This is a genomic window from Caballeronia terrestris (genome assembly GCF_001544515.1).
Classification (GTDB): Bacteria; Pseudomonadota; Gammaproteobacteria; order Burkholderiales; family Burkholderiaceae; genus Caballeronia; species Caballeronia terrestris.
Map to the genome: position 1 here is coordinate 191,464 of NZ_FCOL02000002.1, position 14,519 is coordinate 205,982.

At 64.3% G+C, this 14,519-nt stretch carries 13 protein-coding genes; 7 read left to right on the forward strand and 6 right to left on the reverse strand.

Going from position 1 to position 14,519, the window contains the following annotated elements:
• The first annotated feature begins 10 nt into the window (after window positions 1-10).
• From AWB67_RS02655 to AWB67_RS02670, 4 genes are all read left to right on the forward strand, one after another.
• Window positions 11-784, forward strand: coding sequence for a lysophospholipid acyltransferase family protein (locus AWB67_RS02655; protein WP_087654688.1), 774 nt, complete (start codon window positions 11-13; stop codon window positions 782-784).
• Between the two features lie 82 nt (window positions 785-866).
• The gene (locus tag AWB67_RS02660; RefSeq protein WP_087654812.1) at window positions 867-1,775 is read left to right on the forward strand and encodes a M48 family metallopeptidase; all 909 of its coding nucleotides are present in this window, start codon (window positions 867-869) and stop codon (window positions 1,773-1,775) included.
• Between the two features lie 117 nt (window positions 1,776-1,892).
• A complete protein-coding gene (gene gloA / locus AWB67_RS02665) occupies window positions 1,893-2,279 on the forward strand; it encodes a lactoylglutathione lyase (protein ID WP_087654689.1) in 387 nt (128 codons plus the stop codon).
• A gap of 123 nt (window positions 2,280-2,402) precedes the next feature.
• Window positions 2,403-3,356: a DMT family transporter gene (locus AWB67_RS02670; RefSeq protein ID WP_087654813.1), complete on the forward strand. Its 954-nt coding sequence runs from the start codon at window positions 2,403-2,405 to the stop codon at window positions 3,354-3,356.
• A gap of 1 nt (window position 3,357) precedes the next feature.
• Here AWB67_RS02670 and rsmA read toward each other — a convergent pair whose 3' ends face one another.
• The 4 genes from rsmA to AWB67_RS02690 all read right to left on the reverse strand — a co-directional run bounded on the left by rsmA (window position 3,358) and on the right by AWB67_RS02690 (window position 9,070).
• Window positions 3,358-4,173, reverse strand: coding sequence for a 16S rRNA (adenine(1518)-N(6)/adenine(1519)-N(6))-dimethyltransferase RsmA (rsmA, locus tag AWB67_RS02675; protein ID WP_087654690.1), 816 nt, complete (start codon window positions 4,171-4,173; stop codon window positions 3,358-3,360).
• 37 nt (window positions 4,174-4,210) lie between these two features.
• The gene (gene pdxA, locus AWB67_RS02680; protein ID WP_087654691.1) at window positions 4,211-5,197 is read right to left on the reverse strand and encodes a 4-hydroxythreonine-4-phosphate dehydrogenase PdxA; all 987 of its coding nucleotides are present in this window, start codon (window positions 5,195-5,197) and stop codon (window positions 4,211-4,213) included.
• A 1-nt stretch (window position 5,198) separates the two neighbouring features.
• Window positions 5,199-6,545, reverse strand: a complete 1,347-nt coding sequence (locus AWB67_RS02685) for a peptidylprolyl isomerase (protein WP_087654814.1) — start codon at window positions 6,543-6,545, stop codon at window positions 5,199-5,201.
• Between the two features lie 131 nt (window positions 6,546-6,676).
• Entirely contained in the window at window positions 6,677-9,070 is a 2,394-nt protein-coding gene (locus tag AWB67_RS02690; RefSeq protein WP_087654692.1) for an LPS-assembly protein LptD, read from the reverse strand.
• Window positions 9,071-9,308: 238 nt separating this feature from the next.
• On the opposite strand from AWB67_RS02690, the gene AWB67_RS02695 reads away from it, so the two are divergent.
• The 3 genes from AWB67_RS02695 to purB all read left to right on the forward strand — a co-directional run bounded on the left by AWB67_RS02695 (window position 9,309) and on the right by purB (window position 12,531).
• On the forward strand, window positions 9,309-10,334 hold the full coding sequence (locus AWB67_RS02695; RefSeq protein ID WP_087654693.1) for an aminoglycoside phosphotransferase family protein: 1,026 nt from the start codon (window positions 9,309-9,311) through the stop codon (window positions 10,332-10,334).
• Window positions 10,335-10,343: 9 nt separating this feature from the next.
• Window positions 10,344-11,057, forward strand: a complete 714-nt coding sequence (murU, locus tag AWB67_RS02700) for an N-acetylmuramate alpha-1-phosphate uridylyltransferase MurU (RefSeq protein ID WP_087654694.1) — start codon at window positions 10,344-10,346, stop codon at window positions 11,055-11,057.
• A gap of 85 nt (window positions 11,058-11,142) precedes the next feature.
• The gene (gene purB, locus AWB67_RS02705) at window positions 11,143-12,531 is read left to right on the forward strand and encodes an adenylosuccinate lyase (protein ID WP_087654695.1); all 1,389 of its coding nucleotides are present in this window, start codon (window positions 11,143-11,145) and stop codon (window positions 12,529-12,531) included.
• Between the two features lie 77 nt (window positions 12,532-12,608).
• Here purB and AWB67_RS02710 read toward each other — a convergent pair whose 3' ends face one another.
• Together AWB67_RS02710 and AWB67_RS02715 are read right to left on the reverse strand one after the other, a co-directional pair.
• Window positions 12,609-13,103, reverse strand: a complete 495-nt coding sequence (locus AWB67_RS02710) for a gluconokinase (protein WP_087654696.1) — start codon at window positions 13,101-13,103, stop codon at window positions 12,609-12,611.
• 10 nt (window positions 13,104-13,113) lie between these two features.
• The gene (locus AWB67_RS02715; protein WP_087654697.1) at window positions 13,114-14,475 is read right to left on the reverse strand and encodes a GntT/GntP/DsdX family permease; all 1,362 of its coding nucleotides are present in this window, start codon (window positions 14,473-14,475) and stop codon (window positions 13,114-13,116) included.
• Window positions 14,476-14,519 lie beyond the last annotated feature (44 nt).

Below are 14,519 nucleotides of genomic sequence, written 5' to 3' on the forward strand. Positions count from 1 at the left end.
AAGCAAAACAATGCGCTTCATCCGTTCGCTGTTGCTGCTGGCTTACTTCGTCGTGTACACGGTGCCGTACGCGATCGCGTGCTTCATCGCGTTTCCGTTCCTGCGCGCCGATCGGCGCTACTGGATGGCCGCCGGCTGGTGCAAGTCGACGATCGTGGTGCTGCGCTACCTGAACGGCATCCGCTATACGATCATGGGCTTCGAAAATCTGCCCGACGGTCCCGCCGTGCTGCTCTCGAAGCATCAGTCCGCGTGGGAGACGATCGCGTTTCCCGCGCTGATGCCGCGCCCGCTCTGCTACGTGTTCAAGCGCGAACTGCTCTTCGTGCCGTTCTTCGGCTGGGCGCTGGGCTTGCTGAAAATGGTGCACATCGACCGCAAGCAGGGCAAGGACGCGTTCGCGTCGGTGGCGCGGCAAGGCCGTGCGCGCATGGACGAAGGCGCGTGGGTCATCATGTTTCCCGAAGGCACGCGCACGCGCGTCGGCAGCCAGGGCAAGTACAAGACGGGCGGCGCACGCTTCGCGGTCGCGACGGGGGCGCCGGTCGTGCCGATCGCGCACAACGCCGGGCACGTCTGGCCGCGCCATTCGTTTCTCAAATATGCGGGTATAGTCACGGTGTCGATCGGCAAGCCGATCGACACTGCGGGTCTCACGGCGGAAGAGGTCAATCAGCGCGTGGAGGCCTGGATCGAGGCGGAAATGCGTCGTATCGACCCGGCTGCCTACAGTTCGTCGGATGCAGGTTCGAGCGAGGCCGAGCGCGTGCCCGCCGGCCGCTGAATCGACCGCATCAACGCCGAGCCGCGCATTGCCTTTTTCGTTCTTCTCGTCATTCCTGCGCCGCGAGCGCAAAGCTGAGCCGATGCAGAAGCCCCCATCGCGGCAGCGCCCCGCTGTCGCGCTCGACAACCTGCAACTCGATCTGCCGTTCGCCGATGCACCGGCGAGCGCCGCGCCCGCGTCGCCGATCCCCCCTACGCCCGCCCCTCTGCGTGGCGACATCGCGCCCGCCGAACCTGCCGCGCCTCCCACCTTCGCTCCCGATGGCACGCGCATGCGCCGGCTCGTGCTCGGTCAGCGCACGCTCGATTACCGGTTGAAGCGTTCGTCGCGCCGCACGATCGGCTTCACGATCGACGGCACGGGACTCGCGATCACCGCGCCGCGCTGGGTCACGCTCGCCGACATCGAAAGCGCAATCGTCGACAAGCAGAAGTGGATTTTCAAGAAGCTTGCGGAGTGGCAGACGCGGGTCGAGCAGCGCGCGCTGCCGCGCATCGACTGGAAGGACGGCGCGCAGTTTCCGTATCTCGGCAAGACGATCCGCGTGTCGCTCGGGTCGGCGAAAAGCGCGCTTCACTTCGATGTCGAGAGCGGCGTGCTATCGCTCGCGCTGCCCGCGCTGGCCGATCCGCAGCAGATCAAGGATCGCGTGCAGGGCTGGCTGCAGACCGAAGCGAAGCGCATTTTCGGCGATCGGTTGCGCGTCTATGCGCAGAAGCTGGGCGTCGAGTTTCGGACGTATGCGCTGTCGTCGGCGGCGACGCGCTGGGGCAGTTGTTCCAGCGACGGCAAGATTCGTCTCAATTGGCGGCTGATCCACTTTCCCGTTTCGATCATCGATTACGTCGTCGCGCATGAACTGGCGCATCTGCGCGAGATGAACCACAGCCCGCGATTCTGGGAAACCGTCGAATCGATTTTTCCCGAGTTTCGCGAAGCGCGGCATACGCTCAAGCACCATCCACCGGAGCTGTTGCCGGCGCTCTGAGCACGCTCTGCAAGCGCGCGCGACGGGCGGTACAATTTTTTAGCCGGCCTCGGTGCGTCTTGCGATAGTGATGTCGCGGCGACGCGGGCCGCCAGAAATCAACAACAGGAACCCACCATGCGACTTCTCCACACGATGCTGCGCGTCGGCGACTTGCAGCGCTCGATCGATTTCTACACGCGCATTCTCGGCATGAAAGTGCTGCGCCAGAGCGAAAACACCGAATACAAGTACACGCTGGCGTTCGTCGGCTACGGCGACGAGAGCGAAACCAGCGTGCTCGAACTCACTTACAACTGGGGCGTCGACAAGTACGAGATGGGCACGGCTTACGGCCACATCGCGCTCGAAGTCGATAACGCCGCGGGCGCGTGCGACCGCATCCGCGAGGCAGGCGGCAAGGTGACGCGCGAAGCCGGTCCGGTGAAAGGCGGCACGACGGTGATCGCGTTCGTCGAGGATCCGGACGGCTACAAAGTCGAACTCATCGAAAGGCATTCCTGAGCGGTTCATCGCTTGGGGGAAAGGCGCGACCCTACGCGCAACCCCGCCTTTCGCGCGCGCCGGTGATTGGTGGCAAAATCGACGCTCCAAAACAGTGCACGCGCCGATGCGTTCGTAAAGCCGATGAGCACCCCCGCCCTTTCCCTACGTCGCGCGCCCGACGCGACGGCCGTCATCGTGATGGTCGCCTTATGCGCCGCGTGGGGCTTCCAGCAGGTGGCGATCAAGGAAGCGAACGCATCGTTCCCGCCGATGCTGCAAGCCGGCGTTCGCTCGGCAATCGCGACGGTCCTCGTCTGGTTCTGGACGCGCTCGCGCGGCACCTCGCTCTTCCAGCGCGACGACACGCTTGGCGCCGGCTTGCTCGCGGGCGTGCTGTTCGGCGGCGAGTTCGTCTGCATTTTCTTCGGCCTGACGCTCACGACGGCCACGCGCATGGCCGTGTTCATCTACACCGCGCCGTGCTTCACGGCGCTCGGCTTGCACTGGTTCGTCGCGGGGGAAAAGTTGCGCCGCGTGCAGTGGCTCGGCATCGCCGTGGCGTTTTGCGGCATGGCGCTCGCCTTCGCCGACGGCTTCCTGCACGGCAATCCAAACGCGACGTCGACGCTGCGTGGCGCGACGTCGACGCTGCGTGGCATCGCGGGCGATGCGCTCGGCGTGCTCGGCGGCCTGCTGTGGGCCGCGACGACCGTTGTCGTGCGCGCGACGTCGCTCGCTCATGCAAGCGCGAGCAAGACGCTCTTCTATCAACTGGCGGTATCGGCGGTGCTGTTGCTGGCGCTTGCGTTCGGACTCGGCCAGACGCATGTGAGCGCGGTGACGCCGATTGCGCTCGCGAGCCTCGCGTATCAGGCGATCGTCGTCGCGTTCATCAGCTATTTGACGTGGTTCTGGCTGCTGACGCGCTATATGGCGTCGCGGCTCTCGGTGTTTTCGTTCCTGACGCCGATTTTCGGTGTGACCTTTGGCGTCGTGCTCCTGGGTGAGCACTTCACGCTGCGATTCATGATCGCCGCGGCGATGGTGTTGACGGGCATCGCGCTCGTCAACAAACCCGCGCGGCGCACCGCGTAATTCAGGCTCGCGCGGCGGTCACGACCTGCGCGAGCTTCACATATTCCGCGACGGGCACTTCCTCCGCGCGCCGCGCGAGATCGAAGCCGAGCGCATCGAAATCCACCTTGTCGCGATACGCCGCGAGCGTATTGCGCATCATCTTGCGACGCTGCGAAAACGCCGCCTGCACGACCTCGCCGAGCACGCGCTCATCGACGGCCGGCAGTTCATGCGGCGCGAATGGAATCATTCTCACGATCGCGGAATTCACCTTCGGCGGCGGCTGGAAAGACTCGGGCGGCACGTCGATCATCTTGTCCATCACGTATCGGTATTGCAGCATCACGCTCAGCCGCCCGAAATCCTTCGTGCCCGGCTCGGCGATCATCCGGTCGACGACTTCATCCTGCAGCATGAAATGCTGATCGATGACTTTCGACGCGAACGCCGTCAGATGAAACAGCAGCGGACTCGAAATGTTGTACGGCAAGTTGCCGACGATCCGCAGCGACGGCTTGTCGCCTTCCAGCGCGAGCGAGCCGAAATCGAAGCCGAGGGCATCGCCGGAATGGAGCACGAGCAGGTCGGCGAAGCGCTTTTCGAGCCGCGCGATCAGGTCGCGATCCAACTCGACGGCATGCAGCGGCGACTCCGGCGTCGCGAGCCGCTCGATCAGGGGCGCGGTGAGCGCGGCGAGTCCCGGCCCGATTTCGACCATGCGCTCGCCGCGTTTTGGCGCGATCGTATCGACGATCGAATCGATCACGCCCTGATCGACGAGGAAGTTTTGCCCGAAGCGCTTGCGCGCGAAATGGCCCTGGTGCTTGGTCGACATCGAAAGAACCGCTTTGAGACTGCGTGAATAAGGTGAATCAGCCCGCGCGCCGATGGCTCGCCATCGAAACGGCGGTGTCGATGGCCGCGATCATGCTGCCGGCGTCGGCGCGGCCGGTGCCCGCGAGATCGAGCGCGGTGCCGTGATCGACCGAAGTGCGGATGATCGGCAAGCCGAGCGTCACGTTGATGCCTTCGCCGAACGTCGCGAATTTCAGGACCGGCAGGCCCTGATCGTGGAACATCGCGAGGACGCAATCGGCGTCTTTCAGGTAGCGCGGCTGGAAGAGCGTATCCGCGGGATACGGGCCGGGGGCATCGATGCCCATTGCGCGGGCGCGTTCGAGCGCGGGCGCAATCACGTCGATTTCCTCGCGGCCGAGGTAGCCGTTTTCGCCCGCGTGCGGATTGAGGCCGGTCACGAGAATGCGCGGCGCGGCGAGGCCGAAATGCGCGCGCAGATCGTGATCGATGATCCGCAGCGTCTCGACGATCCCGTCGACGGTCAGCGCCGCCGACACGTCCTTGAGTGGCAGATGCGTCGTGGCGAGCGCGACGCGCAGCGGGCGTTCGCCGGTGCCCGCGAGCATCATCACGACGCGCGGCGTATGCGTGCGCTCGGCGAGATATTCGGTGTGGCCGGTGAAGGGAACGCCGGCATCGTTGATCGTGCTCTTTTGCAGCGGCGCGGTGACGATGGCGTCGAAACGGCCGTCCAGAGCGCCGTCGATGGCGGCATCGAGCAAGTTCAGCACGTAGAGGCCGTTGGCGGCGTCGAGTTTGCCCGCCTGCGACGGCACGGCCAACGCGCGATGCTCGATGGCGACTCGTTCGTTCGCCAGATTCGCTGCCGATCCCGCACGCGCCTGCAACAGCGCGCGGTCGCCGAGTACGGTGAAACGCGCCGTCGGCCAGCGCGTGGCCGCCTGCCCGAGTGCCGCCGCCGTCAACTCGGGACCGACTCCGGCGGGCTCGCCGGTGGTGATCGCGATGGAGAGCGGCGCGGCGTCGGAGGCGGCGTTCATGTTACTGGTCCGTTTGGGCCGCGATGCCCTTGTACTGGACGTATGCGGTGTCGCGCAGTTCGCGCAGCCAGTCGGAATACGCTTGCTCCGCTTTGCGCTGGCCGATCGCCTGACGCGCGATGTCGAGCTGCTGCGCGGCCGATCCTTCGGCTTCGCGGCGTCCGAGCACCTGGATCAAGTGGTAGCCGTACTCGCTGCGCACCGGATCGCTGACGTCGCCGTCCTTCAGGTTGTTCATCGTGCGCTCGAACTCGGGCACCGTCTCGCCCGGGCTGATCCAGCCGAGATCGCCGCCCTGCGACGCCGAGCCGTCCTGCGAATACGTGCGCGCGAAGTTGGCGAAGTCGCCGCCGCCCTGCACGTCGCGCTTGATGTCAACGAGCTTCTGGCGTGCCGCCGACTCCGACATCCCGTCCGACACGCGCAGCAGAATGTGGCGCACGTGCGTCTGCACGAGCTTCGGCGCGTCGGCGGCGGTGCCTTGCCCCGTGCGTCGCTCGACCAGCTTGATGACTTCGAAGCCACCGTCGGTGCGGATCAGTTGCGGCACGACTTGGCCCGGACGCAGCGCCGCTACCGCCGTCACGATGCCTGCCGGCAGCGAGCCTTGCGTGCGAAATCCGAGATCGCCGCCTTTCGGGGCGTCGGTGTCCTGCGAGTTCTGCTTGGCAAGCTTCGCGAAATCTTCGCCGCCTTGCGCTTCCTTCAGCACGCCTTCGGCCTTCGCCTGGACTGCTGCGAGGTCGGCCTGGGACGCGTTCGCGGGCACCTTGAACATGATGTGCTGCAGGCGCAGGTCGCTCGAATTCCGCGCGCTCGGGCCGCGCTGGCTCGCGACGTAGTTCGCGACTTCCGCGTCCGACACCGTCACCTTGCTGTCCACTTCCTTCTCGCGCAGCTTAGAGAGCGTCAGTTCCGTGCGGGCGTCGCGCGTGAAGGTCGCCCAGGGCACGCCTTGCGCCTCGATGCGCGAGCGGTACACATCGAGCGTCATCTGGTTCTGCTGCGCGAGGCGTTCGAGCGTGCGCTTGACGGAAGCGTCATCGACGTTGATGCCGTCTTCCTTCGCCTTTTGCAACTGGACGCGCTCGATCACCATCTGGTCGAGCACCTGGCGCTGCAATTGCGGCGCGGGCGGCAGCGGCGCGTTCTGCTGCTGCAACCGGCGCGTGATGAGACCCGTGCGGTCGAGGAGTTCGCGTTGCGTGATCACGTCGTTGTTGACGATCGCGACGACCGAATCGGCGAGTTGCACATTGCCCTTCGACAAGGCCTGCGCGCCGGCCGGCGAACTCAGAAAAAGTGCCGCGGCGAGTGCGCCCGCTGCAAGCGTTGTCGATCGAAACATGTTCATGTCTGCCACAAATACTCCATCAAATACGGGTCTTGCCCGCTAGTGTGCTGCCTGTCTCGCGGTGGATTTTGGCCCGCTATGACTCGTTCGTTCGACGACGTTTCGATCCTTTTCGATTCGCCGCGTCACTCGTAATTCGTGAAACGCGCGAGCGGCGGCGCCGAGCCGGGCGGCGTCTGGTAGCCCTGCACGCTCGAACGGAACGCGCTCACGAGACCGTTGTCGACGTTCGACAAGCCCTTGAACGTCAGCTGCGCGAGCACCCGCGTGCCCGACGACGACTGGCCCGTGCTGTTCACGCCGTTCGCGTAGCGCTGCATGCCGACGCCGAACTGCCAGCAGTCGGCATCGTACTGGAAGCCGACGAGACCGTCGACGAGACGATGGCCCGCCATATCGTAATTGACGCGCCCGACGCCGTAGAGGCGCTGCGTGATCGGCCACTGGACGGAGAGCAGGATCTGGTTGATCGGCTCGTTCACCAGCGTGGTTTCGTTCTTGCGCGTGTAGCGATAACCGACGTTGATGACCTTGCGATCGGCCGGACTAAACGCGAAACCGACGCTCGCGCGCACGAGCTGATCGTTGTCGACATTATATTGGAACGCTGTTTCCGAGGCGAAACCCGCGCCCAGCTTGATCGCGGCACCCGCGATCAGGTCCGAGTGCTTCGCCTGGTCGAGCGATTGCACGTTTGAGATCGTCGTGCGCTGGCTCTGGAAATAATACTGCTGCGCGATCACGAAACGCGCGCGTTCGTCGCCCGTCGCCGGGTTGATGAAGCGCGTCGTGAGGCCGGCAGTCAGGCGGTTCGCGTCGGCGATGCGGTCGTTACCGACGAACGTGTTCGGCGTATAGATTTCCGCGAGGCCGAAGTCGGCTTCGGCGGTATCGAAGATCGGCGCGAAGCTCTGGTCGCGAAACGGCGTGTAGACGTAGTAGAGCCGCGGCTCCAGCGTCTGGATGTAGTCCTGGCCGAACAGGCGCACCGAGCGGTCGAACACGAGGCCGGTGTCGAACGAGATCGTCGGGATCGATTCGGTGAAGTTCTTCGGCTGGTTCGGCGGCGCGTAGCCCACCGTTCCCGGCGTCAGCCCGGTCGAGATATGCGACAGGTCGTACGACGCGAAGTGCCACTGGATCTTGGGCACGGCGAAGTAGCCCGGCGCGTTGATCCCGTAGCTCAGGTACGGATTGAAGACGAAGCGCTGGCCGTCGGTCGCGTTGTCCTGGGTGATCGTGAAGCGCGTGTAGTCCGTTTCGGCCCCGAAGTCGAAGCCGCCGACGTTGTACTTGTTGTACTGCACGTTCAACTGCGGTTCGCGCGCGTACGGCGGCACGGACGGCTGCAGCGTCTGCCAGCGCTGCTCGCGCGCGAGCACCGACCACGGGCCGTTGTTATACGTCAGCCCGGCTTCCTGCTGATACAGCAGTTGCGTCCCGTTCAGGAACTGGTTCGACGCGTTTGCAAGGTCTTCCGGATATTGATCGTCGGAGACCTTGTTGTAGTTGATGTACCCGCCGAATCCGCCGCCGAAGTTCTGCTGATGCTGAAGGTAGATCGCATAGCGGTTCGTATGCGTCTGGCGATCGTTCGGCAGGAACTCGCCGGTGATCGTGCCCGAGTACGTCGGCGACAGGTATCGATACGTGCCCGCCATCTGCACGCCGCGCCGCGTCATCAGGCGCGGGGTCACGGTCAGGTCGCGGTTCGGCGCGATGTTGAAGTAATACGGGACCGTTGCTTCGAAACCGGTGGTCGAGCTGAGCGCGAAGGTCGGCGGCAGAAGACCGCTGCGGCGCTCGCTCGTCAGCGGAAACGACAGCCACGGGCTCGCCATGACCGGCACGCCCTGGAAGAACAGCACGCCGTTATGCGCGATGCCTTCCTGCGAACCTGTGTCGAAATCGAACGACGAGCCCTTGATGTACCACGCGGGATCGGTTTCGCATTCGCACGCGGTGTACGTGCCGTGATCGACGCGCGCCTGCTCGTTGCCCATCAATTCGGCGCGTTCCGCGCTGCCCGATCCGCCCGACAAATTGAAGCGGTACTTCGGGTTCGTCATGTAGCCTTCGTTCGCTTCCACCTTCAGGTGGGCTTCCGGGCCGACGAACGTATTGCCGTTGCTGATGATCCTGACATTGCCGTAAGCATCGGCCATGTCGGTGTCCTGGTCGTAATGCAGCGCATCCGACTTGATCACCGACACATTTCTACGCACTTCCGCCGAACCCTTGGCGGCCATGTCCTCGTCGGTGGTGCCGGTGGCCGTGTCGCCGAGGAGGAACGTGGCCGGCTGGTCGCCCGCGCGCAGCGGCCGCTCTTCGAGCTGCGGCGCGAGACGCAGGTTGCCGGGGCCGTCGATCGGTTGCGGCTCGGCTGCTGCGCCCGCAAGCTGAGCGTGCGCGAGCGCCGGCATGAGACCCGGCACAGCAAGCAGTGCCGCGACGAGCCGCCGCTTGCGTGGCAGTGCATGACGCTTGGTAATCGATTGGGGAAACTGTCGTGGCGGCATGTATGGGTGGCGGTTCGATCCCGTTATGCGTCCGCGAGCGATGAATGCCGTGAAAACTCGCACCGGCGCACCCGAGTACCGCGCACGCGCGCCGCGCGGTCGTATCCGGCGATCCCGCTGGATGACACTTCGATCGATTGGTGAAGCCGCGGTGCTCGGGCCTTGGCGCCGGGCGAAAACGGATCGCTTAAAAAAGTCGTGGGGTATTATATGGCAAGAAGTTTTGCCCCTCGAATTTATGACGCACATTCCCACCGACGCACGCCTTACACAGCTTTACGCCTGGCTCGAATCGTTCGCCGAACGCTATCGGCTGGATGTCGCGAGCCTCGCGCCCGCATCGACCGATGCGAGTTTCCGGCGCTATTTCCGCGTGGCCAGCGGCTGCGCGGACGGCAAGACGCTGATCGCCGTCGATGCCCCGCCGCCGGAGAAATGCCGCGAGTTCGTGCAGGTCGCGGGCCTGCTGGCAGAAGCGGGCGTGCACGTACCGCGCATCCTGGAAACCGATTTCGACACCGGCTTCATGCTCGTGACCGATCTCGGCACGACGTCCTTTCTCTCCGTGCTCAATGAAAAGAACGCCCGGCCGCTGATGCGCGCCGCACTCGATGCGCTGATCCGCTTTCAGCTCGCGTCGCGTGAAGGCGTGCTGCCGCCGTTCGACGAAGCGTTCCTGCGCCGCGAGATGGAACTGATGCCGGAGTGGTTCGTCGGGCGGCATCTCGGGCACGCGCTGACCGAAGCCGAACGCAAGATCCTCGACGATACCTTTGCCGTGCTCGTGCAAAGCGCGCTCGCGCAGCCGCAAACCTTTATGCTGCGTGACTTCATGCCGCGCAATCTGATGGTGTGCGAGCCGAATCCCGGCGTGCTCGACTTCCAGGACGCGGTCTACGGCCCGATCGCGTACGACGTCGCCTCGCTCCTGCGCGACGCTTTTATCAGTTGGGACGAGGAGTTCCAGCTCGACTGCATCGCGTACTACTGGGAGCGCGCGAAAAAGGCCGGACTGCCCGTGGATCCGGACTTCGGCGAGTTCTACCGGCAAGTCGAATGGATCGGCCTGCAGCGCCATATCAAGGTGCTCGGGCTGTTCTGCCGCATCTACCACCGCGACGGCAAGCCGCAATATCTCGCCGATTTGCCGCGTTTCATCGGCTATGCGCGCAAGGTGGCCGAGCGTTATCGGCCGCTGCGTCCATTCGCGCGCCTGCTCGATACGCTCGAAGGCCGCGCCGTCGATGTCGGCTACACGTTTTAAGCGCGCCGCATGACGTCTCCCCTCAAGAAGGCGATGATCTTCGCCGCCGGGCGCGGCGAGCGCATGCGTCCGCTCACCGATACGTGTCCGAAACCGCTGCTCGAAGCCGGTGGAAAACCGCTGATCGTGTGGCAGATCGAGCGGTTGGCGAAAGCTGGCGTCGAGGTGATCGTGATTAATCACGCGTGGCTCGGCGCGCAGATCGAAGCGGCGCTCGGTGACGGATCGCGCTGGGGCGTCAAGTTGCTCTATTCGGCCGAAACCGACGCGCTGGAGACGGCCGGCGGCATCGCGCAGGCGCTGTCGCTGATCGAGGATCGCGGCAAGCCGGAAGCGTTCGTTGCCGTCAGCGGCGACGTGTTCTGCGAGTTCGATTACGGCTCGCTCGCGACGCACGCCGCCCGTCTCGCCACCGCCGATGCACCCGGCATGCATCTTGTAATGGTGCCGAACCCGCGTTTTCACGCCGACGGCGACTTCGCACTGAAAGACGGCCAACTCTCCCTCGACGGCACGCCGCGCTACACGTTCGGCAACATCGGCATCTATGACACGCGCATGTTCCGCGGTCTCGCGCCCGGCACGCGGCGCGCGCTCACGCCCTACTACCGCGAAACGATCGCAGCGGGACGCGCGAGCGGCGAGCTTTACGAAGGCCGCTGGGAGAACGTCGGCACGCCGGCACAGCTCAAAGCACTCGATCTGGCGCTTCGGGAAGGCTGAGCCGCAAAACGTCCGCGGGCCGGTTTAAGCCGGCTCCGATGTTAAAATCCGGGGTTCTCCCGTCCCGAAGCCCGCGGCTGCCACCATGTCCGATACCCGTCCCGATACCCTCTTCGCGCTCACCGCGCTTTCGCCGCTCGACGGCCGTTACGCCGCCAAGACCGAGGCGCTGCGCGAATGGCTCTCCGAAGCCGCCTTCATGAAGCATCGCGTGACGGTCGAAATTCACTGGCTGATCGCGCTGTCGCGTGCTGGTTTCGCCGAAGTGCCGCGTTTTTCCGATGCATCCGAGCAATTCCTGCTGCAAATTGTCGAGCGCTTCACCGCGCACGACGCCGCGCGCATCAAGGATATCGAACGCGTGACGAATCACGACGTGAAGGCTGTCGAATACTGGCTGAAGGAATCGGTGAAGGGACAGCCGGAACTGGAGCGCGCGAGCGAATTCATCCATTTCGCGTGCACGTCGGAGGACATCAACAACACGTCGCACGGGCTGATGCTCGCGGGCGCCCGCGAACACGTGATCCTGCCCGCGCTGCGCTCGGTGCACGAGCGCCTCGTCAAGCTCGCGCACGAGCACGCCGCCCAGCCGATGCTCTCGCGCACGCACGGCCAGCCCGCCAGCCCGACGACGCTCGGCAAGGAGATCGCGAACGTCGCGGCGCGGTTGTCGCGCGCGATCGAGCGTATCGCGGAAGTGCCGCTGCTCGGCAAGATGAACGGTGCGGTCGGCAACTACAACGCGCATTTGTCGGCTTATCCGGAATTCGACTGGGAAGCGTTTTCGAAGGAAGTCGTCGAGGAGCGGCTGAAGCTCACGTTCAATCCGTACACGATCCAGATCGAGCCGCACGACTACATGGCCGAACTCTTCGATGCCATCTCGCGCGCCAATACGATCCTGCTCGACCTCGACCGCGACGTCTGGGGTTACATCTCGGTCGGCTATTTCAAGCAGAAGACGAAAGCCGGCGAAATCGGCTCGTCGACGATGCCGCACAAGGTCAACCCGATCGACTTCGAGAATTCGGAGGGCAATCTCGGGCTCGCGAACGCGACGCTGCGCCATCTCGCCGACAAGCTGCCGATTTCCCGCTGGCAGCGCGACCTGACCGATTCGACCGTGCTGCGCAATATCGGCGTGGCATTCGGGTATTCGCTGCTGTCGTACGATTCGCTGATTCGCGGGCTGGACAAGCTCGAAGTGAACGCGGCGCGCCTGAACGAAGACCTCGACAATACGTGGGAAGTGCTCGCCGAACCGGTGCAGACGGTGATGCGGCGCTATGGCATCGAGAATCCGTATGAGCAATTGAAGGAACTGACGCGCGGGAAAGGCATCACGCGCGAAGGGCTGCAGGCGTTCATCAACGGGCTCGCGATTCCCGATGACGCGAAGAAGCTGTTGCTGGACATGACGCCGGGGTCGTATGTGGGTAAGGCGGTGGAACTGGCGAAGCGGATCAAGTAACGCGCGTCTCCCTTGTGGAACGCAAGAAGGGCGCCCCGCGGGGCGCCCTTCTTTTTTCCAGCCGGGAGCGCAGCGAATCAGCGCTCCTTCACCTCTCTCAGCACCTTCTCGACGATCTGATCCGGCGTCATCGCGATATCCGCCTCAATCGCCTCATCCTCGCTTGGCGGCTCAAGCGTATCGAGCTGGCTCTTCAGCAGCGACGGATCGAAGAAATGCCCCTTGCGCTCGCCCAGCCGCTCGCGCAGCAATTCCGGCGTGCCGTGCAGATACACGAACGTCACGTCACGATCGCCCGCTCGCAGGATCTCGCGATACGAGCGCTTCAGCGACGAGCACGTGAACACCGCCGTCTCCCCCGCGCGCTGCTTGTCTTCGATCGCCGCGCGGATCGTCTTGAGCCAAGGCCAGCGGTCGTCGTCCGTCAGCGGGATGCCGTTGTGCATCTTCTCCTTGTTCGCAGCGCTGTGGAACGTGTCGCCATCGGTAAAGGGGCAGTTCAGCCGTTCAGCCAGCAATTCGCCAATCAGCGACTTGCCGCAGCCCGACACGCCCATCGCGATCAATATCATCGAAGTCTCCTTACACGATCGCCGCGAGTGCGAAAACCAATCCCAGGCCCAGGACAGAGATGATCGTCTCGCACAGCGACCACGTCTTGAACGTCTGGCCTACGGTCATCCCGAAATACTCTTTGATCAGCCAGAAGCCGCCATCGTTCACGTGAGAGAAGATGAGCGAGCCGGCTCCTGTCGCCAGCACCAGCAGCTCGGGCTTCACGCCGCCGCCCGCGGCCGCCGCGATCGGCGCGACGATGCCGCACGCGGTCGTCATCGCGACCGTTGCGGAGCCTGTCGCCAGGCGGATCAGCGCGGCGACGAACCAGCCGAGCAACAGCGGCGACAAATTTGCCTGCGACGCCGACGCGACGATCTGCTGCGAAATCCCGCTTTCGCGCAGGATGTTGCCGAAGCCGCCGCCCGCGCCCACGATCAGCGTGATGCCCGCGATCGGCGCGAGACAGTCGCCGCAGAACTTCTGGATCTGCGCGCGATTGAAGCCGCGCGCCGCACCGAACGTGTAGAAGCTGACCAGCACGGCGATCAGAAGCGCGATATCCGATGAACCGACGAAGCGCAGCAGGTCGTTGGGCAGCGTCTTCGGCGTGAAGACGAGGTCGGCCCAGCTTCCCACCAGCATCAGGATCACCGGCAGCAGGATCGTGAACAGGGTCACGCCGAAGCTCGGCAGGTCGCGCTTCGCGCCTTCCGTGTGCGTTTCGACGAACTGCTCCGCGAGCGGATTGTTTGCCGGCAGCTTAATGGACTTGTGGATCAGGAGCGCGAAAAGCGGACCGGCGACGATCGCCGTCGGTATACCAACGATCAGACCATACGCAATCGTCTTACCGATATCGGCGTGATACGCCTGCACGGCAAGGAGCGCGGCTGGGTGCGGCGGGATCAGGCCGTGCACGACCGAGAGGCCTGCGACCATCGGCAGGCCGATCAGCAGCAGCGACTTGCCCGTGCGCTTCGCGACGTTGAACGCGATCGGAATCAGCAGCACGAAGCCGACCTCGAAGAACACCGGCAAGCCGACGATGATCGCGACGACCATCATCGCCCAGTGAATGTTCTTCTCGCCGAAGAGGTGGATGAGCGTATTAGCGACGCGTTCAGCGCCGCCCGATTCCGCCATCATCTTGCCGAGCATCGTGCCGAGGCCCACCACCACCGCGATGTGCCCGAGCGTATTACCGTTGCCGGTTTCGAACGCCTTGACGATCTTGTCGATCGGCATGCCAACGGCGAGGCCGAGCAGCAGTGAAACGATCAGAAGAACGAGGAACGGATAGACCCTGTAGCGTGTGATCAGCAGGATCAGCAATGCGATCGCGATGACCGCATAGACGAGCAGCATGCTGCCGTGGACAGCTTCCATGAAGCGCCTCCTTTAGTTTTGTTGACGTTTATCGCTACGGGTGC